The organism is Klebsiella sp. M041 (assembly GCF_059759695.1).
Genome location: NZ_JCAXWU010000009.1, coordinates 154,148 through 176,760 on the forward strand (window position 1 = coordinate 154,148; position 22,613 = coordinate 176,760).

Below are 22,613 nucleotides of genomic sequence, written 5' to 3' on the forward strand. Positions count from 1 at the left end.
GGCGGCGACAGCGCCGGCCCGGCATCAACAATGGCGTGTTATCCTCTGGCGCGTTTCGCCGCCTGGTGGCCCGCGAGGGTGCCGAAGATGATGATATCCGCCACCGCGTTACCCCCGATACGGTTGCCGCCGTGGATCCCACCAACCACCTCACCGGCGGCGTAGGCGCCGCGGATCGGCTGCCGGGCAACGTTCAGCACTTCGCCATCGGTGTTAATGGTCACGCCGCCCATGGTGTGGTGCACCCCCGGGGCGATACGAATGGCGTGGAACGGACCTTCGTTAATCGGCGCGCGCAGCGCGGTGGCCCGGCCAAACTGTTCATCATGCTGTTTTTCCACCGCCCCGTTGTAGCACTCGAGGGTGGCGAGGAAGGCATGGTAATCCATCCCCAGTTTCTCCGCCAGTTCACGCGGCGAGCTGGCGCTGGTGACGAAGCCTTTGGCGATGTACTCATCGGCGGCTTTGTTTTTCGCCCGTACATGTTCGTCAAAGACGATGTACGCATAGTGTTCCGGCAGGGCGATAATCGCCGCGGAGACTTTATCGCGGGTCTCCATTTCGTTGAAGAAGCGGTTACCCTGCTGGTTGACGAGGATCGCCCCACCGCCGCGAATCGACTCGGAAATCAGATAGGAGGTCTGCTGTTCAACGGTCGGGTGAATTTGAATTTCGCCCATATCCACCGTGTCGGCGCCGATACGCTCCAGCAGCGCGATACCGCTCCCGGTGGCCCCTTTGTGGTTGGTGGTGACGAAGCCTTCGAGGTCAGGACGATACTTCACCACCATCGCGCTGTTGGCGCTGAAGCCGCCGGTGGCCACCACAATGCTTTTGCTCTGGACTTCAATGATCTCGTTTTCGTCGTTGATCAGACGCACGCCGCTGACTTCATCGCCGCTCATCAGGATCTCTTCCACCGAGGTATCCAGCAGGACGTCGATGCCGCGTTTGGTGATGTTGCGCACCAGGCCGCTAATCAGATAGCCGCCGACCGCTGACCCGTCGCGCGGACGGTGGGTGCGGTCAATGCTCATCCCGCCGGTGGTGGTGATATCGTTGAGCATAATGCCGCGGTCAGCCAGCCATTCAATGGCTTGCGGGGCATTCTCCACGAAGCGGCGCAGCAGCTGCGGGTTGTTTTTATTGTGCCCACCTTTCAGGGTTTCCTGATAGAACAGCTCTTTGCTGTCCTGAATGCCTTTCACGCGCTGGAAGCGGGTCTCCGCGGCGTTCATCCCGGCGGAAGCCTTGATGGTGTTCCCGCCAATGGTCGGCATTTTCTCGACGATCAGCACGCTGGCGCCTTCGTCGTGAGCCTGAATGGCGGCCGCCAGACCGGCGCCGCCGCTGCCGACCACTACCACATCATAGCTTTTCGGCGCGGCGTCATTGCCGCCCTCTTCCGCCGCCAGCGCTTTGCTCGATTTCAGCATCGCTTTGGCGACCGCTTTTTTCACCGCCTCGCTCTGGCTGGTGGCCCCGGAAATAGCGTCCACGTGCGGGGTATTGGCGGTCAGAATACGTTCGCGGATCTCTTCGAAGCTGGTGGTGAACTCCACGGTCTGCACCGGGCTCGCCGCCAGTTCGATATCGGCGATATGGTCATTTTCGAGGCTGACGTTGATCACCAGCTCATTGGCGTCATCCTGAACGGTTTCAACAAACATCCCCGGCTTAAATTTGGCGTCGCCCATGCTCATGTCGCGGATCATCGCTTCCACCAGCGAGAAGCGCCACAGCGGTTCCGGAATATGCAGCGCCTCGCGCTGGGTGCTGTCGATAAACAGCTCCAGCTCTTCACCCGCGGCGATACGAGCCGCCCAGTCCGGATAGGCGATGCAGGCGCGGCCCACGGCGATCAGGTCATAGCCGTGATCGAGGCCCAGCTCGGCATCGGCGACGTTAACCACCCCGCCGACGCCCATCACCGGCACCTGAGCCAGAGTGTCAGAGCGCATGGCGCAGTATTTCTCAATCAGCGGCGTTGGGTCGCAGGTATCAACGATAGAGGGACGCAGAGTCGCGCCCACCGAGAAGTGCAGATAATCGACGCCGCGAGCGGCCAGTTTTTCCAGCAGATACATGGTGTCGTCGAAGCGGATCCCCGGGACCTCCATCTCTTCCGGCGAGAAGCGGTAACCGATGATAAAGGCATCGTCAGCGTACTGGCGGGCCATTTTATGGGTGATGTCGAGCACCGCCAGCGGGAAACGAGCGCGATTGTCGCGGCTACCGCCCCACTCATCGTCGCGCTGGTTGGAGTTCGGCGAATAGAACTGCTGAATGAGATAGGTGTTAGCCCCGTGAATTTCGACTCCGTCGAAACCGGCGAGGATAGCGCGACGGACCCCATCGCCAAACTTGGCGATCATGGCTTCCACTTCGTCTCCGCTCAGCGCCCGCGGCATCGCGGCGCCCTCACGCGGGGCGGCGATAGCGCTCGGCGCCACCGGCTGGCGACCGCCGATCAGCTGCGGGTCGACCATGCGGCCGCCGTGATAGATCTGCAGAATCGCTTTCGAACCTTCCGCTTTAATCGCTTCGGCGATTTTCGCCAGGCCGGCGATTTTTTCATCGTTATCGATACCGATAGCACCCGGGAAGGCCAGGCCGTAGTCATCAATAAAGCAGCACTCGACAATAATGGTGCCGATGCTGCCGGCGCGAGCGCGATAGTATTCCACCAGCTCGCTGGTGACAGTCCCATCGTAATAACCGGTGCAGGTGGTCATCGGCGCCATGAGCAAACGGTTTTTCAGCTCCGTACCATTTGGTAAAGTAAATGGCTGCAGAATTCGTTCGTTACTGGTCATAAGTTACGCTCCAGATTTTAAAATATTAAAAATTCAGAATGGGGTGACGGAATCATTAATGGTTGTGGTTTTTTTAATTCCTGTTGTCATGCCAATAATATAACGGGTTTTTTAGTTACTAAATCAATTACGTTAGTTATAAAACTATTTAACCCCAGCAATAACATCGCTACCTCTATTGTATTATTAAAATAATAAATAGCATTTACATAATACAAATGAACGATAACATTTCAGATACTTACGTTAACATTCACAACGACCAAACTCGCGCACATTACAGTTATTATTCAGCAACTTACGAAACAAATGGAAAAAATTAGCATTAATTGCTTATTTTTATTTTAACATTTACCGATATTTTCGCCAAAATAACACCTCATCACATAGGGTTATACTGATAATAAAAAAAATAGTGAAATCACCTGCTTTTCTTGATCTTGATCAATTGCAACGGCCATTGAAAGCGCAATATATAAATAACCAATAAATTTAATTTAACGCCCATCAAATCGCGTTAAATAATCGCCCCAACGATACTCAGAAACGCAAAATAAAAACTAAAGAAACTTTTGTAATTAAAGAAACCACTGAGCGCATCGCTGGCGTAAACGTTATTTTCAACAACTTGCAGATACTCATTATGAAAGAGAAAAAGACAACCATACCGCCTGCCGGTGCAGTCAATCCAACGACTGCGAATAAAAAACGTCTCCTGATGATGGCGCTGCCAATTATCGTTGCCGTGCTGTTACTCTTCGTCCCGGTCCCGGACGGCCTGCCGCCGTACGCCTGGCACTACTTCGCTATCTTCGTTGGGGTGATCGTCGGGTTGATTTTTGAACCACTGCCTGGCGCCGTTATCGGCATCACCGGCGTGGTGGTCATCGCCCTGTGCAGTCAGTGGCTGTTGTTCAGCCCGGAACAGATGGCCGCACCCGGCTTCAAAATGGCCGGCGCCTCCTTTAAGTGGGCGGTGAGCGGCTTCGGCAACTCCACCGTGTGGCTTATCTTCGGCGCCTTTATGTTCGCCGCCGGCTACGATAAAACCCAGTTCGGCCGCCGCCTGGCGCTGATTCTGGTGAAATATCTCGGCCGTCGCAGCCTGACGCTGGGCTACGCCATCACCTTCGCGGATCTGCTGCTGGCGCCGTTTACGCCGTCGAATACCGCGCGCAGCGGGGGCACCATCTACCCGATTATCGCCAACCTGCCGCCGCTGTACGGTTCAAAACCAAACGATCCGAGCGCGCGTAAAATCGGTTCCTATCTGATGTGGGTAGCGATCACTGCCGCCTGTATCACCAGCTCGATGTTCCTGTCGGCACTGGCGCCGAACCTGCTGGCGCTGGCGCTGGTAAAAAGCATCGTCGGTATCAACATCTCCTGGGGCACCTGGTTCATCGCCTTCCTGCCGCTTGGCGTACTGCTGATCCTGACCATGCCGCTGCTGGCCTACTGGTTCTACCCGCCGGAAGTGAAAGTCAATAACGAAGTGCCGCTGTGGGCCGCTCGTGAACTGGAAAAACTGGGCAAACTGTCGCGCAATGAGATCCTGCTGCTGGTGTTCGTCTGCTTCGCGCTGATGATGTGGATCTTCGCCGCCGACTGGATTGAACCGGCTCTGGCCGCCCTGCTGGTTATCGTGCTGATGCTGTGGACCGGCGTGCTCTCCTGGAGCGATATCACCAACAACAAAGCGGCGTGGAACACCTTTGTCTGGTTCGCCACCCTGGTGGCGCTGGCCGACGGCCTCTCCTCTACCGGCTTTATCGCCTGGCTGGGTAAAGAGGGCGGCGCGCTGATGAGCGGTATCTCTCCGGGGATGGCGACCATCGTCCTGCTGCTGGCGTTCTACCTGCTGCACTATCTGTTTGCCAGCACCACCGCGCACACTACCGCGCTGCTGCCGGCCATGCTGACCATCGCCGCCACCATTCCGGGGATGAATATGGAAGTGTTCGTTCTGCTGATGGTCACCTCGCTGGGCGTGATGGGGATCATCACCCCGTACGGTACCGGCCCAAGCCCGATCTACTACGGCAGCGGCTATCTGCCGACTAAAGATTACTGGCGCCTCGGCACCATCTTTGGCGCCATCTTCCTGGCCGCCCTGCTGCTGATTGGCTATCCGTGGATGTCCATGATGTTCTGATTCATAACCGCCGGGACCACCCCGGCGGTTTTATCTTTATGGAGTAAGTGATTATGTCGACTAAACCGTTTGTTTATCAGGATCCGTTCCCGCTGGCGCACGACGATACTGAATACTATCTGCTCAGCAAAGCGCACGTCTCCGTCGCCGAATTTGACGGCCAGGAAGTGCTGAAAGTGGAACCGCAGGCGCTGACCCTGCTGGCGCAGCAGGCCTTCCACGACGCCGCCTTTATGCTGCGCGTCTCCCATCAGCAGCAGGTCGCGTCGATTCTGCTCGACCCGGAGGCCAGCGATAACGATAAATATGTCGCCCTGCAGTTCCTGCGCAACTCGGAAATCGCCGCCAAAGGCATTCTGCCCACCTGCCAGGACACCGGCACCGCCATCATCATGGGTAAAAAAGGCCAGCGCGTCTGGACCGGCGGCGGCGACGAAGCCGCCCTGGCGCAGGGCGTGTACAACACCTATACCGAAGATAACCTGCGTTACTCGCAGAACGCCCCGCTGGATATGTATAAAGAGGTCAACACCGGCACCAACCTGCCGGCGCAGATCGATCTCTACAGCGTCGACGGCGACGAATATAAATTCCTGTGCATGGCGAAAGGCGGCGGTTCCGCCAATAAAACCTATCTCTATCAGGAAACCAAAGCGCTGATCACCCCGGCGAAGCTGAAAAACTATCTGGTGGAGAAGATGCGTACCCTCGGCACGGCGGCCTGCCCGCCGTACCATATCGCCTTTGTCATCGGCGGCACCTCGGCGGAAGCGACGCTGAAAACCGTCAAGCTGGCCTCCACCCGCTACTACGACGGCCTGCCGACTGAAGGCAACGAGCACGGTCAGGCGTTCCGCGATGTGCAGCTTGAGCAGGAACTGCTGCAGGAAGCGCAAAACCTCGGCCTCGGCGCGCAGTTCGGCGGCAAATACTTCGCCCACGATATCCGGGTGATCCGCCTGCCGCGCCACGGCGCCTCCTGTCCGATCGGCATGGGCGTCTCCTGCTCCGCCGACCGCAACATCAAAGCCAAAATCAACCGCGACGGTATCTGGATTGAGAAACTGGAGAGCAATCCAGGAAAATATATCCCTGAACATCTGCGTCAGCAGGGCGAAGGCAAGGTGGTCAGCATCAACCTGAATCAGCCGATGAGCGAGATCCTGGCGCAACTGTCCGCCCATCCGGTTTCCACCCGCCTGAGTCTCAACGGCACTATTATCGTCGCTCGCGATATCGCCCACGCCAAGCTGAAAGAGCTTATCGATAATGGCGAGGAACTGCCGCAGTACGTGAAAGATCACCCGATCTACTACGCCGGCCCGGCCAAAACGCCTGCCGGTTACGCCTCCGGCTCCCTCGGCCCGACCACCGCTGGCCGCATGGACTCTTACGTCGATCTGCTGCAGTCCCATGGCGCGAGCATGGTGATGCTGGCGAAAGGCAACCGCAGCCAGCAGGTCACCGACGCCTGCCACAAACACGGCGGCTTCTACCTCGGCAGCATCGGCGGCCCGGCGGCGGTGCTGGCGCAACAGAGCATCAAGAGCCTTGAGTGCGTGGCGTATCCGGAACTGGGGATGGAGGCGATCTGGAAAATCGAAGTGGAAGATTTCCCGGCGTTTATTCTCGTCGATGATAAAGGCAACGATTTCTTCCAGCAGATCCAGAACAAGCAGTGCGCCGGCTGTAAACAGCACGGCTAACGCCCCCCTCTGGCGCTAACAGCAGGCCGTCGCCGTTCAGGTGACGGCTTGTTTTATGTCCGCGCCGCGCCGCGCCAGCTTGAATTCACTTCCTGCCCGGCTATGCTCAACGACAAGTCGTCCCTTGATTGCTGAAAAATAACAATAATTCCCTTTCCCGGGTTGATGCTGACCCTCGGGACGACCGGGACGATGCCCCAGCCGTCGCGCCGCAGGAGGGTAAGAAATAATGGATAACGTAGCGGCATTTCCGCCGGGTGGCGTCTGTTCCTTACCCGGCCGACAACGACTGCCGGGCAATCCGACCTGGACGACGACTCAACCCTGCGCGGCGTCAATGTCGTCAAACACCTGCTGCGCCAGATGCATCGTGGCATTGGCCGCCGGCAGTCCGCAGTACAGCGCAGAGTGCATGATCAACTCTTTCAGCTCATCACGGGTCACCCCGTTGTTAAACGACGCGCGCAGATGCATCTTCAGCTCCGCCTCGCGATTGAGAGCAATCAGCATGGCAATGGTGATCATACTGCGGGTGTGGTGGTCGAGCCCCGGACGGGTCCAGGTCTCACCCCAGGCGTAGCGGGTGATAAAGTCCTGAAACTCTTCGTTCAACGGCGTCAGATGCTGCAGCGTACGGTCGACGTGGGCGTCGCCCAGTACTTTGCGCCGCACCGCCAACCCGTCCTGATAGCGCTGTTTATCCTCCATGGCGTTCTCCCTGGAAAAAGCTCAGCAGCGCTGAAGTAAAGCTTTTCGCCGCCTCAATGTTTGACAGATGCGATGCCGGCAGAACTACCACCTGGGAGGCGGGGATCTGCTGCTGCAGGAAATTAGCGTCACCGACCGTGGTGACAGGGTCACTTTCCCCGGCAATGATTAACGTCGGCAGCGGGATCTGCCCTACTTCGCCCCGCAGGTCGGCGGCGGCCAGCGCCTCACAGCAGGCGGCATAGCCTTCGGCGTCGGTATGGGTCAGCTGGTGACACAGGGCCTCCACCACCTCCGGCGCCTTCTGGCGAAACGCGTGGGTGAACCAGCGATCTGCCGCCCCGGCGGCCACCACCGCCATTCCCTCCTGGCGTACCGCCCGCGCCCGCGACAGCCAGCTGGCCTGATCGCCGATGCGCGCCGCGGTGTTCGCGACGGCCAGACCATAAAAACGCTCTGGCGCAAAGCGGCCCAGCCACAGACCGGTCAGACCGCCCATCGAGATCCCGCAGAACCAGGCGCGGTCGATATTCAGATGATCGAGCAGCGCAATCACATCTTCCCCCAGCTGGGCGAGGGTCACTTTGCCATTTTTCGTCGTTTTACCGTGGCCGTGGGTGTCGTAGCGCAGCACCCGGAAATGGGCGGTTAACGCCTCTATCTGCGGCTGCCACATCGCCCGGGTGGTACCCAGCGAGTTGGAGAGAACGATAACCGGCGCACCTTCCGGTCCGTCGAGTTGATAATCAAGATTCATCATGTTGCTCCTGATAACGCGCCAGCACCTGGCGCACAAAGCGTTCGGCGCTGCCGGTCGCCGTTGCCGGGTCCAGCAGCGTGGTTAAGCGTTCGCGGGAGAGATACTGACTAACCTGCGGGTCTGCCGCGAGCAGATCGACCAGCGGGCGGTGGCGGTCCAGCGCCTGACGGCACAGCACCTCAATATGATGGTGCGCCTCAGCTTTGCCGATGCATTCCGCCAGCGCCAGGGTCACCGCCTCAGCCATGATCAGCCCGTGGGTGATATCGAGGTCGGCGCGCATCTTTTGCGGGAAGACCTGCATGTCGCGCACCAGCGCCTCGCTTTGCGCCAGCGCCCCGCCCACCAGGGTAATCAGCTCCGGCAGGGTCTCCCACTCCGCCTGCCAGCCGCCCAGCGCCCGCTCGTGCTGCTGAATCTGGCAGGCGTAGAGGGTGGCCATCAGACCCGGGGTGCGCTGGGCGGCGGTCAGGATCGCCGCGCAAGCCACCGGATTGCGCTTATGCGGCATCGTCGACGAGCCGCCGCGCCCTTCCGCTACCGGCTCGCCCACCTCCGCCACTTCGGTCTGCATCAGCAGGGAGAAGTCATTAGCGAATTTCCCCAGGGTGCCGCAGACGCCAGCGAACCAGGCGCCTGCCTCCAGCAGCCGATCGCGCTGGCTGTGCCACGGGGTATCCGGCAGCGACAGACCGAGGTTCTGCGCCAGCGCCTGGCCAACCGCCGGTCCTTGCGCTTTCAGCGCGTCCAGGGTCCCCGCAGCGCCGCCGAACTGCAGCACCAGCAGACGCGGACGCATCTCCCGCAGCCGCTGCTGCCAGCGCAGCAGCGCGTCGAGAGTGCCCGCCAGCTTCAGACCAAAGGTCACCGGCAGCGCATGCTGCATCCAGGTCCGGCCCGGCATCACGCTGTGGCAATGACGGTCGGCCTGCCCGGCGAGGGCCGCCAACAGTCGCTCAAGCAGTTGCTCGGCGGCATCCAGCGCCCCGCGCAGCTGGAGCACCAGCCCGGTGTCGATAGCATCCTGACTGGTGGCGCCCCAGTGAACGTAGCGCGCGGCGTTTGGATCCCGCGCTTTTACCTGGGCCGTCAGCTGTTTCACCAGCGGGATCGCCAGATTACCCGCCCCCACAGCCGCCTCGCCCAGGGCGGTAAAATCGATCGCCTCGTGGCGGCAGGCCGCGACAATCGGCCCGACCGCCGCCGCCGGCACCATCCCGCAGGCGGCCTGCGCCTGGGCCAGCGCCGCTTCAAAATCCAGCATGCCCTGCACCCGCTGCGCGTCGCTGAACCAGTCGGTGAGCGGACTGCTGCGCAGCATCGGGGTCAACAAACTCATTCTGGCTCCTTAAACACGTTCAATAATCAGGGCGATCCCCTGCCCGACGCCGATGCACATGGTGCACAGCGCGTAGCGGCCGCCGGTCCGTTTCAGCTGGTAAGCTGCGGTCATCGCCAGGCGGCCGCCGGAGGCGCCGAGCGGATGCCCCAGGGCGATCGCCCCGCCGTTGGGGTTCACATGGGCGGCATCGTCCGGTAAGCCCAAATCGCGGGTCACCGCCAGCGCCTGGGCGGCGAAGGCTTCATTCAGCTCGATCACATCCATCTGGGCTAACGTCAGACCGGTCTGCGCCAGCACCTTCCGCACCGCCGGCGCCGGGCCAAAGCCCATAATGCGCGGCGCCACCCCCGCCGTCGCCACGCCGACCACCCGGGCCAGCGGCTGAAGATCGTTGGCCGCCAGCGCGGTTTCGCTGGCCAGCAGCAGCGCGCAGGCGCCATCGTTAACGCCTGAGGCGTTGCCGGCGGTGACACTGCCGTCGGCGCGCACCACGCCGCGCAGTTTCGCCAGCGCCTCCAGCGAGGTGCTGCGCGGGTGTTCATCGCGGCTAAACCGCAGCGGTTCGCCTTTACGCTGCGGCACCTGGACGGCGATCAGCTCATCGGCAAAACGCCCAGCCTCCTGGGCCGCGGCGGTGCGCAGTTGACTGCGTAAGGCGAACGCATCCTGATCGGCGCGGGAAATGGCAAACTCATCGGCGACATTTTCCGCCGTCTCCGGCATGGAATGCACGCCGTACAGGGCTTTCATCTGCGGGTTAATAAAGCGCCAGCCGATGGTGGTATCCTCCATCTGCATGCTGCGGCTAAAGGCGCTCTCCGCTTTACCCATCACAAACGGCGCCCGGGACATACTCTCCACGCCGCCGGCGATCATCAGCTGCGTCTCCCCGCTTTTAATCGCCCGCGCCGCGACGCCGATCGCATCGAGGCTGGAGCCGCACAGGCGGTTGATGGTGCTGCCGGGCACGCTCTCCGGCAGCCCGGCCAGCAGCAGCGCCATCCGCGCCACGTTGCGGTTGTCTTCCCCGGCCTGGTTGGCGCAGCCAAAGATCACATCGTCAATGCGCGAAGGATCCAGTCCCGGGTTACGCTCCAGCAGCGCTTTCAGCGGCAGCGCCGCCAGGTCGTCAGCGCGCATCGTCGCCAGCGTACCACCAAAACGGCCAAAGGGTGTACGCACCGCATCACAGATAAATGCCTGATTCATCATAGGTTCCTTACGCGCTTTCCGCCAGTTGTTCAAAGGTCAGCGTCACCGGAGTGATGCGCTGCAGCTCTTCAAAAGAGAGACCGTTAAAGATTTCCCGCACCACCGGGCCGCGGTCGGTAATGTCGATCACCGCCAGGTCGGTATAGATCCGGCTCACGCAGCCGACGCCGGTCAGCGGGTAGCTGCACTGTTCCACCAGCTTGCACTCGCCGTCGCGGGTTAGATGGTCCATCATCACAAACACCTGGCGAGCGCCGATGGCCAGATCCATCGCCCCGCCGACCGCCGGGATGGCGTCCGGCGCGCCGGTGCTCCAGTTGGCGAGATCGCCGCTGGCGGAGACCTGATAGGCCCCCAGCACGCAGATATCGAGATGGCCGCCGCGCATCATGGCGAAGGAGTCGCCATGGTGGAAATAGCAGCCGCCCTGCAGGAGGGTAACGTACTCTTTACCGGCATTGATCAGCTCGGGATCTTCTTCTCCGGGCTGCGGCTTCGGCCCCATGCCCAGCAGGCCGTTCTCGCTGTGCAGGAACACCTCTTTGTCGGCAGGCAGGTAGTTGGCAATCCGGGTCGGCAGGCCAATGCCGAGGTTAACGTAAGCGCCTTCGGGGATATCGCGGGCCACGCGCTGGGCCATTTCGTCACGGGTCAGTTTTTGCATCTCGGGTTCCTCAGGCGCGTTGTGCGGCAGTCAGGTTTTCCAGCGAGAACACGCGCTGGACGAAAATGCCGGGGGTGATGATGTGTTCCGGGTCGAGGTCGCCCAGCGACACCAGCTGCGAGACTTCAACGATGGTGGTTTTCGCCGCCGTCGCCATAATCGGTCCAAAGTTGCGCGCTGCCTTGCGATACACCAGGTTGCCCCAGCGGTCGCCCTGGTGGGCTTTAATCAGCGCGAAATCGGCTTTGATCGGATACTCCAGCACATAGTGGCGGCCGTCGATTTCCCGTGTCTCCTTGCCTTCCGCCAGCGGCGTGCCGTAGCCGGTGGGGGTAAACACCGCGCCCAGCCCGGCGCCGGCGGCCTGGATCCGCGCCGCGAGGTTGCCCTGCGGCACCAGCTCCAGCTCCACTTTGCCGCGGCGATAGAGGTCATCGAAAATCTGGGAATCGACCTGGCGCGGGAAGGAGCAGATCATTTTGCGCACCCGGCCAGCCTTAAGCAGCGCCGCGAGCCCCACTTCGCCGTTGCCAGCGTTGTTGTTAATGATGGTCAGGTCGCGGGCGCCCTGGTCAATCAGGGCGTCAATCAGAAAGGTCGGCTGGCCGGCGGGACCAAAGCCGCCGATCATAATAGTCGCCCCGTCGTGGATCCCGGCGATGGCCTCGCTCAGCGTCGATACGCTTTTATCAATCATCAGGTCGCTCCAGTGATGTGCGGTAATCGCACTTTTATTCGTTGTTCGCACAAAATGTGACCCGCTTAACGATGTCGGTCAAGGGCGATAATCGAAATATGGTGCGATAATCGAACATCGGTTATCTTTAGCGAAAGAATGTGATCGATGGCAAATATGGGGAACAGAAATGGACAAGCATCCAGACGATTTACTGACCGGCGACGGCGATCCGTTTAAGGGCGATCCTAACTTCATGGCCTCGCTGGCGCGCGGCCTGGAGGTGATTCAGGCATTCACGCCGCAGCGGCCCCTGCTGTCTATCTCACAGATCAGTCAAAAGACCGGCATTCCGCGCGCAGCGGTGCGCCGCTGCCTGTATACCCTGAGCAAGCTGGGGTTCGTTTATGCCGAAGACGGTAAGCATTTTCAGCTGCGGCCGCGGATCCTGGCCCTGGGGCACGCCTGGCTGGCCTCAACGCCGCTGGCGCGTTCGGCGCAGCCGGTGCTGCGGCATCTGAGCGAAATGCTCAATGAATCCTGCTCCATCGCCACCCTCGACGGGGACGATATCCTGTATATCGCCCGCGCTTCCAGCTCGCGGATCATGACCATCGACCTCGATATCGGCAGCCGCCTTCCGGCGTGGGCGACCTCGATGGGTCGGGTGCTGCTCAGCCATCAGCCGGAGGAGAAGCTCAACGACATGCTGGCCCGGGTAACCATGATCCGCTATACCCCGCAGACGGTGGATTCGGTGGCGAAGCTGCGCGCCGAGCTGAAACGGGTGCATCAGCAGGGGTATGCCCTCAACGATCAGGAGCTGGAGATGGGCCTGCGCTCCCTCGCGGTACCGCTGTTTAACGCCCAGGGGCAGGCGCAGGCGGCGCTGAACGTCGGGGTGCATGCGGGCCAGATGTCGGCCCGCGAGATGATCGACCGCGTGCTGCCGGAGCTGCAAAAAGCCGCTCGCGAGCTGACGCTGCTGCTGCGCTAGCGGCTGCGCTTGGCGTGCCGCTCCCAGGTCTCCTGCTTCGCTTCGGCCGATTTACGCAGCGCGACATAGCAGGCGCCGCTACCGCCATGATGTGGTAGCGCGGCGCAGAAGGCCTGCACCTCCGGCAGCTCTTCCAGCCAGCGCGCCAGATAGCTGCGGATGATATTGGCATGGGACTGGTCGTCGCGGCCTTTGCCGTGAACGATCAGCACATTTCGTAACCCCTCTTTCTGCGCCTGCACCATAAAGGCGAAGAGCATCTGCCGGCACTGTTCCACCGGCTGGCGCAGCAGGGAGAGGCTCGCCTGCTGGCTGTATTTCCCCCGCCGTAGCTTATCCAGCACACCGCTCTGCAGCCCTTCGCGCTTAAACTCCAGCGGCGTGGCGAGCGGTACGATATCGAGATAGCCGGTAGTGAGAAAATTATCCAGTTGCAGGGTGTCGACGCGCTGCGGGGCGCGACTGTTGCGCCCGGGATGCCAGTGCACGTCATTGTTACGTTTCAGGGGCTGGACATCTTCCATGGCGTCAAGAAACAGGGATTTGTCATCAAGGTTCATGGGCTCTCCTCCAGCGGCTGTCGCCAGCTACTATAGCCGCCTCGCGCTCCCCCCTCAACGCGTTTAGCCCCGTCTGCTGGCAAAGTGAGCGCGACGGGCGGTTAAGGAAACAATTGTCGACTCTGGCGGCGAAACAGGGTGATTAATGACGCCGTTAGCGGCGTCTGCCGGGTGTCGCGCCGCTGGATCAGAAAATAGGCCGCCGTCGGCAACGCTTCGCGGACGGGGATCATCATCAGCTTGTCCGCCATCATCGGATCGTTGCCGAGCTCCACCGGCAGGATACTGAGAAAATCGCTTTTCACCACCAGGCTGATGCACGACGAGAAGGTCTCGCACACAATATCCACCTTTGGCGCCAGTCCGGCCTGATTAAACCGGTCCTGCAGCTGTTTAAAGTAGCTGCCGCGCGGCGTCGGCATGGTCCAGTGGTGATCCATCAGCTCCACCAGCGAGGTGGCCTGCGCCGCCGGATGCCCCGCGCGGGCGAAGACCGCGAACGGTTTCTCAAACAGTTTTTCAAAGCTGAACTCATGGTCGTACGGCCCGGGATAGTAGGTGTTGATGGTGAAATCCAGCTCCCCCTGGCGAAGCTCATTGATCATCGCCAGCAGCTGGCCCTCCATGATCCGCACCTTCACCTGCGGATGCTGCTGATGAAAGCGGCAGATCACCGACGGCATCAGCGACCGGGCGACGCTGGCGCCAAGGCCAATATTGATCTGCCCGGCCTGCTCTCCCTGGCGCTGCAGCAGTTCATCCTGCGCCGCCCGCAGCTCCTCGAGGATCAGGCTCGCATGTTGATAAAAACTTTCGCCATCGTCAGTCAGCGCCACCCCCTGGCGGCGGCGGACGAACAGCTGAGCGGAAAGCCCCTCCTCCAGCTCTTTAATCGCTTTGGTCAGGGCCGGCTGCGAGACCGCCAGCGAGCGGCTGGCGCCGCGAATACTCCCTTCCCGGGCCACCTCGACGAAGGCGCGAATTTGATGAAATTTAATCTGAAATGCCATGCTTTTGGTGATAACCGTTGTTTATCAGAAGGAAGAAAATGACATCTACTGTAATCCATCAGGCTGTGGCAGGTTAAGAGCGTTAAGGCCTGTAGCGCGTCAGTGATAAACAAAAGCTATCACATCGTGAACGCCGTCACATTTTTTACTTATGACAGGATAAGCTATGCCGCAACTTGATGAATACCTGCGCCAGCTGGCGCCAGCCATGACCCAATGGCGCCGCGATTTTCACCTGCACGCTGAATCCGGCTGGCTGGAGTTTCGCACCGCCAGCAAGGTGGCGGAGATCCTCGACGGGCTCGGCTACCAGCTGGCGCTGGGGCGTGACGTCATCGATGCCGACAGCCGGATGGGGCTGCCGGATGAGGAGACCCTGACCCAGGCTTTCGAGCGCGCCCGCGAGCAAGGGGCGCCGGAACGCTGGTTGCCGGTGTTTGAAGGCGGGTTCGCCGGCGTGGTGGCGACGCTCGACACCGGACGTCCCGGCCCAACCCTGGCCTTTCGCGTCGACATGGACGCCCTCGACCTCAATGAGCAGCACGATGACAGCCACCGCCCCCATCGCGACCATTTCGCCTCCTGCAACGCCGGCATGATGCACGCCTGCGGCCACGATGGACATACCGCCATCGGGCTGGGTCTGGCGCATGTGCTCAAGCAGTATGCCGCCCAGCTCAACGGGGTCATTAAACTTATTTTCCAGCCTGCTGAAGAGGGTACCCGCGGCGCCCGCGCGATGGTGGCCGCCGGCGTGGTGGACGAGGTGGACTATTTCACCGCCATCCATATCGGCACCGGCGTTCCGGTCGGCACCGTGGTGTGCGGGGGGGACAACTTTATGGCCACCACCAAATTCGATGTGCAGTTTAGCGGCGTGGCCGCCCATGCCGGCGGTAAGCCTGAAGATGGGCGCAACGCGCTGCTCGCCGCCGCCCAGGCCGCCCTTGCTCTGCACGCCATCCCACCGCACAGCGCCGGCGCGTCGCGGGTCAACGTTGGGGTGATGCAGGCCGGCACCGGACGCAACGTGGTGCCCTCTTCGGCCCTGTTAAAAGTGGAAACCCGCGGCGAAAGCGAAGCCATCAACCAGTATGTTTTTGATCGGGCGCAGCACGTCATCGCCGGGGCCGCGGCGATGCATCAAGCCGGGTACGAGTTACGCATGATGGGCGCGGCCACCGCCAGCGCCCCGTCGCCGGCGTGGGTGGCGTACCTGCGCGAACAGGCCGCCCTTGTGCCCGGCGTGCAGCAGGCGGTGGATCGCATCGCCGCCCCGGCGGGATCGGAAGACGCCACCCTGATGATGGCCCGGGTCCAGGCGCGCGGCGGCCTCGCCTCGTACATGATATTCGGCACCGAACTGAGCGCCGGTCACCACAACGAGAAGTTTGACTTCGACGAGAGCGTAATGACGGTCGCGGTCGACACCCTGGCGCGCGTCGCGCTTAACTTTCCCTGGCAGCGGGGGGTGTGATGGAACCCATTTTTCAGTTTGTGGACGAGGTGATTGAGGCAAGCCGCGAGACGTATTGCGCTATCGCCGATGATATCTGGGATCACCCGGAGACGCGCTTTGAGGAGTTCTGGTCCGCCCGCCGGCTGGCGGACGCCCTGGAAGCGGAAGGTTTTCAGCTTACCCGGGATGCCGGCGGGATCCCCAATGCTTTTATCGCCAGCGTCGGCGAGGGTCAACCGGTTATTGCCCTGCTGGGCGAGTTTGACGCCCTGGCGGGTCTTAGCCAGCAGGCCCACTGCGCGGAGCCGACATCGTCGACGCCGGGGGGCAACGGTCACGGCTGCGGGCACAATCTGCTCGGGACGGCGGCTTTCGCCGCGGCGGTCGCCGCTAAAAAATGGCTGCAGCAGCACGGCGGCGCAGGCACCCTGCGCTTCTACGGTTGCCCGGGGGAAGAAGGCGGCTCGGGCAAAACCTTTATGGTGCGCGAAGGGCTGTTTGATGACGTCGATGCGGCCCTCACCTGGCATCCGGAGTCCTGGGCCGGGATGTTCAGCACCCGCACCCTCGCCAACATTCAGGCGGCGTGGCGCTTTACCGGCACCGCCGCCCACGCCGCCAATTCGCCGCACCTGGGGCGAAGCGCCCTGGACGCGGTCACCCTGATGACCACCGGCAGCAACTTCCTGAATGAACATATTATCGAGAAGGCGCGGGTTCATTACGCCATTACCGATACCGGCGGCGTCTCGCCCAACGTCGTCCAGGCCCAGGCGGAAGTGCTGTATCTGATCCGCGCGCCGGAGATGGCCGACGTGGAACAGATTTTCGCCCGCATTGAGAAGATTGCCCAGGGGGCCGCGCTGATGACCGAGACCCACGTCAGCTGCCGCTTTGAAAAAGCCTGCTCGGGCTATCTGCCCAACCGCACGCTCGAAGCGGCGATGTACCAGGCGGTATGCCATTACGGCACGCCGGCATGGAGCGACGACGAGCGCGCCTTTGCCGCAGCGATCCGCGCCACGCTCAGCGACAACGATATCAACAACAGCCTGAACAATATCGCCGGCACCGGCGGCGAGGCGGGGAAAACCTTCGCTCGTCGCCACCGCGACACGCTGTTGATTGATGAGGTGGCGCCGTGGGCGGCCACGGATACGCTCCTCGCCGGCTCCACCGACGTCGGCGACGTCAGCTGGAAAGCGCCGGTGGCCCAGTGCTTCAGCCCCTGCTTCGCGGTGGGTACCCCGCTGCACAGCTGGCAGCTGGTGAGCCAGGGACGCACCGCCATCGCCCATAAAGGGATGCTGCTGGCGGGGAAAGTCCTCGCGGCGACGGCGATCCGCTTATTCAGCGACCGCGCGCTGCTGGAGGCCAGCCAGCGAGAGCTCAGGCAAGCGCTGGCCGAACATCCCTACCGCTGCCCGATCCCGGCGGAGGTGAGACCGTCGGTTTTACGCTAACCATACAGACCAGCCCGCTCCTGACAGACGCTGACCGGCATCGCGGCACGCACCGACCATAATAACCGCCGGCAGTATGGGAGCAGGCCTGCCTAACACAACAACGACAACAGAGGAACGCCCATGAGTATGTCATCCATACCGTCGCCTTCCCCCGCCGGAAAGCGTTATGGCTGGGTAGAGAAGATCGGTAATAAGGTCCCGCACCCGTTTTTGCTGTTTATCTATCTTATCGTGGCGCTGATCGCCGCCACGGCGATACTCTCCGCCTTCAACGTCGGGGTCCAAAACCCTGCGGACGGGTCGCGGGTGGTGGTCAAAAACCTGCTCAGCGTGGAAGGGTTGCACTGGTTTCTACCGAACGTGATTAAAAACTTCAGCGGTTTCGCGCCGCTGGGGGCGATCCTCGCCCTGGTGCTGGGCGCCGGCTTTGCCGAGCGGGTGGGTCTGTTGCCCGCGCTGATGGTGAAGATGGCCTCCCACGTTAGCGCCCGTTATGCCAGCTATATGGTGCTGTTTATCGCCTTTTTCAGCCATATCTCCTCCGACGCCGCGCTGGTGATCATGCCGCCGCTGGGGGCGCTGATGTTTCTCGCCGTCGGTCGGCATCCGGTCGCCGGCCTGCTGGCGGCCATTGCCGGCGTGGGCTGCGGCTTTACCGCCAATTTACTGATCGTCACCACCGACGTGCTGCTCTCCGGGATCAGCACCGAGGCGGCCAAATCCATCGATGCCTCTCTGCACGTCAGCGTGATCGACAACTGGTACTTTATGGCGACCTCGGTGATCCTCCTGACCCTCGTCGGCGGTTTGATCACTGACAAGCTGGTGGAGCCGCGACTGGGCCAATGGCAAGGCAGTCGTGATGACAAGCTGCAGACCCTGACCGCCGAGGAGCGTTTCGGCCTGCGCATCGCCGGCGTGGCGACGCTGGCGTTCGTGGCGGTCATCGCCCTGATGGTGGTCCCCGAAAACGGCATTCTTCGCGACCCGGTTCAACACACGGTCATGCCCTCGCCGTTTATCAAAGGCATCGTGCCGCTGATCATCTTTTTCTTCTTTGTCGTGTCGCTGGCTTACGGCATCGCCACCGGCAAAATTCGCCGCCAGGCCGATCTGCCGCAGCTGATGATTGAGCCGATGAAAGAGATGGCCGGATTTATCGTGATGGTCTTCCCGCTGGCGCAGTTCGTGGCGATGTTCAACTGGAGCAATATGGGTAGGTTTATGGCCGTTGGCCTGACGGACCTGCTGGAGAGCGCCGGCATGAACGGCGTCCCGGCGTTTGTCGGTCTGGCGCTGCTGTCGGCTTTTCTGTGTATGTTTATCGCCAGCGGCTCGGCCATCTGGTCGATTCTGGCGCCGATCTTCGTGCCGATGTTTATGCTGCTGGGCTTCCACCCGGCGTTTGCGCAGATCCTGTTTCGCATCGCCGATTCATCGGTGCTGCCGCTGGCGCCGGTTTCACCGTTTGTGCCGCTGTTTCTCGGTTTTTTACAGCGCTACCGACCGGACGCCCGCCTCGGGACATACTATTCGCTGGTGCTCCCTTACCCGCTGATTTTCCTCGCCGTCTGGCTGCTGTTGCTGGTGGGCTGGTATCTGGCAGGACTGCCCATCGGCCCTGGCATCTATCCGCGGCTTCCTTAAGCCGTTGAAGCGCCAGGGACGGCGGCTTACGCTTAACGCGGCACCTTCACTTTGACCTTGCGGGGGAGATCAGCGGCTCCGGCGAAGATACCGAAAAGCGCGCGATACCCGCGTTCGAGTAACAGCGTGAGGCAATGGATAACCAGGCCGCTGAAGATCAATACGATTACGCCAGTCAGTATATATTGCATAGCCCCACCTCTGAGTTATTAACCGCGCCGCGCCGACGCGGCGGCACCTTCCCGGGCGCGCAAAGCTGCGCGGAGGACCGGCGTCGTCAGCTTAAAAGTAGCAAAAACCATGCCCGATAACCCGCCAGGATCGATCCAAAAATAAATCAACGTAACGGCCGCTGGCTACCGGTCGATGATGCGGGTTTATCTTTTGGGAGTATAGTTGACCGCCGCCGGCGCGTGGTATCGTGTGGCCCTCGTGTACGATGGTGGATGACCGAAACGATGTTGACCTTGCTGCAGGATAAAATGGATACCCCGCTGGGGGCGCTGTGGGTGCTCTGCGACGAACAGTTTAATTTGCGCGCCGTCGAGTGGGACGAGCACCGCGATCGGATGGAAACCCTGCTCGATGTACACTATCGCCGGGAAGGCTATCAGCGCGTCGACTGCCGCAATCCAGGCGGTCTCAGCAGTAAGCTGAACGACTATTTTGCCGGCGATCTGGCCGTTATCGAGACCCTGCCTACCGCCACCGCCGGCACCCCTTTCCAGCGCCAGGTCTGGCGGGCGTTACGCGAGATCCCCTGCGGCCAGGTGATGCACTACGGTCAGCTGGCCGAGGCGCTCGGTCGTCCCGGCGCGGCGCGCGCCGTGGGGGCCGCCAATGGCGCCAACCCGGTGAGTATTGTGGTGCCCTGCCATCGGGTCATCGGGCGTAACGGCACGATGACCGGCTATGCCGGCGGCGTGCAGCGTAAAGAGTGGCTTCTGCGCCACGAGGGCTATCTGTTGCTTTGACTGAAAATGCGTTTTCGGAATTTTCAGGTGATTTTACAATCCAATGTGGCTGAATAATCTATTTTTAATCAAGCAGATATCAGCCTGTGTTGATTTACCCTGCTGATATTACGTGTTTCAGAGCCTGAAGACTTACCTGCTCATCAAAAAGATGTTAAAATTGACCAATATCAATTAAGGCCTGAGCAGACATATGATCCCTGAGAAGCGAATTATTCGACGCATTCAGTCTGGCGGTTGTGCTATCCATTGTCAGGATTGCAGTATCAGCCAGCTCTGCATCCCCTTTACTCTGAACGAGCATGAGCTTGATCAGCTGGATAATAATATCGAGCGGAAAAAGCCCATCCAGAAAGGTCAAACCTTGTTCAAAGCGGGCGATGAGCTGAAATCGTTGTACGCCATTCGCTCCGGGACCATCAAAAGCTACACCATCACCGAGCAAGGCGATGAGCAGATTACCGGCTTCCATCTGGCGGGCGATCTGGTGGGCTTCGACGCCATCGGCACCGGCCTGCACCCGAGCTTCGCCCAGGCGCTGGAAACCTCGATGGTGTGCGAGATCCCCTTTGAAACCCTCGACGATCTTTCCGGAAAAATGCCGAATCTGCGTCAGCAGATGATGCGCCTGATGAGCGGTGAGATCAAAGGCGACCAGGATATGATCCTGCTGCTTTCCAAAAAGAACGCCGAAGAGCGCCTGGCCGCGTTTATCTATAACCTGTCACGCCGTTTCGCGCAGCGCGGTTTCTCTCCCCGCGAGTTCCGACTGACCATGACCCGCGGCGACATTGGCAACTATCTCGGCCTCACCGTCGAAACCATCAGCCGTCTGCTGGGGCGTTTCCAGAAGAGCGGCATGCTGGCGGTGAAAGGCAAATACATCACCATTGAAAACGGCGACCTGCTGGCCCAGCTGGCCGGTCAGGCGCGCAACGTCGCTTAATCTCCGCGCAACACCTGGTCAGGATCGGCATTTTTTTCAGATTTGTTGATCTGACCAGGCTCCTCCCCTGTTTCAATTCATCCATATAGGTTATCTTTTTAATAACTGACGGTAGCTGCAGTTGTAAGGAGACCCTGTATGGCGAAGTATCAGAGCATGCTGGTAGTAATCGATCCTAACCAGGACGACCAGCCGGCGCTAAGGCGAGCGGTGTACCTGCACCAACGGATTGGTGGACGCATCAAAGCCTTTTTGCCGATCTATGATTTTTCTTATGAAATGACCACCCTGCTGTCGCCGGACGAACGGACGGCGATGCGTCAGGGCGTCATTGCCCAACGAACGGCCTGGATCCGCGAGCAGGCGAAATTCTATCTTGAATCCGGTGTGCCGATTGACGTGAAAGTGGTGTGGCACAACCGCCCCTTCGAAGCCATTATTCAGGAAGTGATCAGTGAGAAACACGACCTGCTGCTGAAGATGGCCCACCAGCACGACAAGCTGGAAGCGGTGATCTTCACCCCGACCGACTGGCATCTGCTGCGTAAGTGCCCCTGCCCGGTCTGGATGGTGAAAGATCAGCCGTGGCCGGAAGGCGGTAAAGCGCTGGTCGCCGTCAATCTGGCCAGTGAAGAGAATTATCACAACACCCTCAACGAGAAGCTGGTTCGCGAGACGCTGTCGCTGGCGGAAGAAGTCAACCACACTGAAGTGCACCTTATCGGCGCCTATCCGGTCACCCCGATCAATATCGCGATTGAGCTGCCGGATTTCGATCCCAGCGTGTACAACGACGCCATTCGCGGTCAGCATCTGCTGGCGATGAAAGCGCTGCGGCAGAAGTTTGGCATTGACGAGAAATTCACCCATGTGGAAAAAGGGTTGCCTGAGGAGGTGATCCCGGATCTCGCCGAGCATCTGCAGGCGGGGATCGTGGTGCTGGGTACGGTCGGACGCACCGGCCTCTCCGCGGCGTTCCTTGGCAATACCGCGGAGCAGGTCGTCGACCACCTGCGCTGCGATCTGCTGGTGCTTAAACCAGAGGCCTATCAGACGCCGGTGGAACTGGACGACGACGACGACGATTAACCTTCCCTCCCGGAACGTTCACCTTCCCCCGCCTCGCGGGGGATTTTTTTGCCCGCTTTCCCTCAGGCACAAAAAAGGGCCGCTTGCGGCCCCGTCATTGCATGGCGATCATGAACGACTCAGTGGATACCCAGACGCCAGGCCAGATCGATCTCTTCTTTCAGCTCCAGCGAGGAGAGCGCCATCAGGTCAGCAAACTCCAGCTCCAGCAGTTTAAGTTTTTTCAGATACTGCGCTGGGGTCATGACGGTAGTGTCGCGGCGTAAGAATTCGATGGCCATCTGCGTTGGGGTTAACTCGGTATCCATAATATCCTCTGTCTGATGTAAGAACCGGAACATTATATCACCTCTCTCCGCTTATTTTATGAACAATTCCTGGCATCCTTCTGCATATAAAAAAGCCGTCTCACAGGAGACGGCTTAT

The 22,613-nt window shown here is 60.5% G+C and carries 20 protein-coding genes; 9 read left to right on the forward strand and 11 right to left on the reverse strand.

The annotated features are described in order from the left end of the window. Nucleotides 1-38: 38 nt before the first annotated feature. A complete protein-coding gene (locus AC6CWS_RS13970; RefSeq protein ID WP_065882285.1) occupies nucleotides 39-2,816 on the reverse strand; it encodes a flavocytochrome c in 2,778 nt (925 codons plus the stop codon). Nucleotides 2,817-3,459: 643 nt separating this feature from the next. Between AC6CWS_RS13970 and AC6CWS_RS13975 the strand changes: the two genes are divergently transcribed. Beyond that, nucleotides 3,460-4,971, forward strand: coding sequence for an anion permease (locus AC6CWS_RS13975; RefSeq protein WP_049092623.1), 1,512 nt, complete (start codon nucleotides 3,460-3,462; stop codon nucleotides 4,969-4,971). Between the two features lie 53 nt (nucleotides 4,972-5,024). Then, nucleotides 5,025-6,677, forward strand: coding sequence for a class I fumarate hydratase FumA (gene fumA, locus AC6CWS_RS13980; RefSeq protein WP_065882283.1), 1,653 nt, complete (start codon nucleotides 5,025-5,027; stop codon nucleotides 6,675-6,677). A gap of 318 nt (nucleotides 6,678-6,995) precedes the next feature. Here the strand turns inward: fumA and pcaC are convergent, their stop codons facing one another. Genes pcaC through AC6CWS_RS14010 form a run of 6 tightly spaced genes read right to left on the reverse strand, consistent with a single transcriptional unit; the run spans nucleotide 6,996 to nucleotide 12,060 of the window. Further along, entirely contained in the window at nucleotides 6,996-7,385 is a 390-nt protein-coding gene (gene pcaC / locus AC6CWS_RS13985; protein WP_023289519.1) for a 4-carboxymuconolactone decarboxylase, read from the reverse strand. Beyond that, nucleotides 7,375-8,142 (reverse strand): 3-oxoadipate enol-lactonase, encoded by a 768-nt coding sequence (gene pcaD / locus AC6CWS_RS13990; protein ID WP_080901503.1) that lies wholly within the window; start codon nucleotides 8,140-8,142, stop codon nucleotides 7,375-7,377. Before pcaD ends, pcaC begins: the two co-directional genes overlap by 11 nt. Next, nucleotides 8,132-9,484: a 3-carboxy-cis,cis-muconate cycloisomerase gene (locus tag AC6CWS_RS13995; protein WP_065882276.1), complete on the reverse strand. Its 1,353-nt coding sequence runs from the start codon at nucleotides 9,482-9,484 to the stop codon at nucleotides 8,132-8,134. Before AC6CWS_RS13995 ends, pcaD begins: the two co-directional genes overlap by 11 nt. Nucleotides 9,485-9,493: 9 nt before the next feature. After that, nucleotides 9,494-10,696 carry a 3-oxoadipyl-CoA thiolase gene (gene pcaF, locus AC6CWS_RS14000; protein ID WP_048297434.1) on the reverse strand — a complete coding sequence of 401 codons (1,203 nt, stop codon included), beginning with the start codon at nucleotides 10,694-10,696 and terminating at the stop codon, nucleotides 9,494-9,496. A gap of 10 nt (nucleotides 10,697-10,706) precedes the next feature. Next, nucleotides 10,707-11,363, reverse strand: coding sequence for a 3-oxoacid CoA-transferase subunit B (locus AC6CWS_RS14005; protein WP_023289515.1), 657 nt, complete (start codon nucleotides 11,361-11,363; stop codon nucleotides 10,707-10,709). A 10-nt stretch (nucleotides 11,364-11,373) separates the two neighbouring features. After that, on the reverse strand, nucleotides 11,374-12,060 hold the full coding sequence (locus AC6CWS_RS14010) for a 3-oxoacid CoA-transferase subunit A (protein ID WP_023289514.1): 687 nt from the start codon (nucleotides 12,058-12,060) through the stop codon (nucleotides 11,374-11,376). A gap of 169 nt (nucleotides 12,061-12,229) precedes the next feature. Between AC6CWS_RS14010 and AC6CWS_RS14015 the strand changes: the two genes are divergently transcribed. Then, nucleotides 12,230-13,036: an IclR family transcriptional regulator domain-containing protein gene (locus tag AC6CWS_RS14015; RefSeq protein WP_023289513.1), complete on the forward strand. Its 807-nt coding sequence runs from the start codon at nucleotides 12,230-12,232 to the stop codon at nucleotides 13,034-13,036. On the opposite strand, the gene smrA is transcribed toward AC6CWS_RS14015, so the two are convergent. Next, the gene (gene smrA, locus AC6CWS_RS14020) at nucleotides 13,033-13,596 is read right to left on the reverse strand and encodes a DNA endonuclease SmrA (RefSeq protein WP_032452707.1); all 564 of its coding nucleotides are present in this window, start codon (nucleotides 13,594-13,596) and stop codon (nucleotides 13,033-13,035) included. The two genes, AC6CWS_RS14015 and smrA, sit on opposite strands and share 4 nt — an antisense overlap. A 101-nt stretch (nucleotides 13,597-13,697) precedes the next feature. Further along, nucleotides 13,698-14,606 (reverse strand): LysR family transcriptional regulator, encoded by a 909-nt coding sequence (locus tag AC6CWS_RS14025; RefSeq protein ID WP_044522727.1) that lies wholly within the window; start codon nucleotides 14,604-14,606, stop codon nucleotides 13,698-13,700. A 166-nt stretch (nucleotides 14,607-14,772) separates the two neighbouring features. Here AC6CWS_RS14025 and AC6CWS_RS14030 point away from each other — a divergent pair, with 166 nt between their 5' ends. The 3 genes from AC6CWS_RS14030 to abgT all read left to right on the forward strand — a co-directional run bounded on the left by AC6CWS_RS14030 (nucleotide 14,773) and on the right by abgT (nucleotide 19,178). Further along, entirely contained in the window at nucleotides 14,773-16,083 is a 1,311-nt protein-coding gene (locus tag AC6CWS_RS14030; protein ID WP_065882274.1) for a M20 family metallo-hydrolase, read from the forward strand. Then, nucleotides 16,083-17,528: a M20 family metallopeptidase gene (locus AC6CWS_RS14035; RefSeq protein ID WP_065882272.1), complete on the forward strand. Its 1,446-nt coding sequence runs from the start codon at nucleotides 16,083-16,085 to the stop codon at nucleotides 17,526-17,528. Before AC6CWS_RS14030 ends, AC6CWS_RS14035 begins: the two co-directional genes overlap by 1 nt. Nucleotides 17,529-17,651: 123 nt before the next feature. Beyond that, nucleotides 17,652-19,178 (forward strand): p-aminobenzoyl-glutamate transporter, encoded by a 1,527-nt coding sequence (gene abgT, locus AC6CWS_RS14040; protein WP_049013443.1) that lies wholly within the window; start codon nucleotides 17,652-17,654, stop codon nucleotides 19,176-19,178. 32 nt (nucleotides 19,179-19,210) lie between these two features. On the opposite strand, the gene AC6CWS_RS14045 is transcribed toward abgT, so the two are convergent. Then, a complete protein-coding gene (locus AC6CWS_RS14045; protein WP_064154677.1) occupies nucleotides 19,211-19,369 on the reverse strand; it encodes a hypothetical protein in 159 nt (52 codons plus the stop codon). 267 nt (nucleotides 19,370-19,636) lie between these two features. Here AC6CWS_RS14045 and ogt point away from each other — a divergent pair, with 267 nt between their 5' ends. The 3 genes from ogt (at nucleotide 19,637) to uspE (ending at nucleotide 22,187) form a co-directional block, all read left to right on the forward strand. Next, nucleotides 19,637-20,152: a methylated-DNA--[protein]-cysteine S-methyltransferase gene (gene ogt / locus AC6CWS_RS14050; protein ID WP_023289506.1), complete on the forward strand. Its 516-nt coding sequence runs from the start codon at nucleotides 19,637-19,639 to the stop codon at nucleotides 20,150-20,152. Between the two features lie 193 nt (nucleotides 20,153-20,345). Then, nucleotides 20,346-21,098, forward strand: coding sequence for a fumarate/nitrate reduction transcriptional regulator Fnr (fnr, locus tag AC6CWS_RS14055; protein WP_498256408.1), 753 nt, complete (start codon nucleotides 20,346-20,348; stop codon nucleotides 21,096-21,098). A gap of 138 nt (nucleotides 21,099-21,236) precedes the next feature. Beyond that, nucleotides 21,237-22,187: a universal stress protein UspE gene (uspE, locus tag AC6CWS_RS14060; RefSeq protein ID WP_004887033.1), complete on the forward strand. Its 951-nt coding sequence runs from the start codon at nucleotides 21,237-21,239 to the stop codon at nucleotides 22,185-22,187. 119 nt (nucleotides 22,188-22,306) lie between these two features. Here uspE and AC6CWS_RS14065 read toward each other — a convergent pair whose 3' ends face one another. Further along, the gene (locus AC6CWS_RS14065) at nucleotides 22,307-22,495 is read right to left on the reverse strand and encodes a YdiH family protein (RefSeq protein WP_004887037.1); all 189 of its coding nucleotides are present in this window, start codon (nucleotides 22,493-22,495) and stop codon (nucleotides 22,307-22,309) included. Between the last annotated feature and the right edge of the window lie 118 nt (nucleotides 22,496-22,613).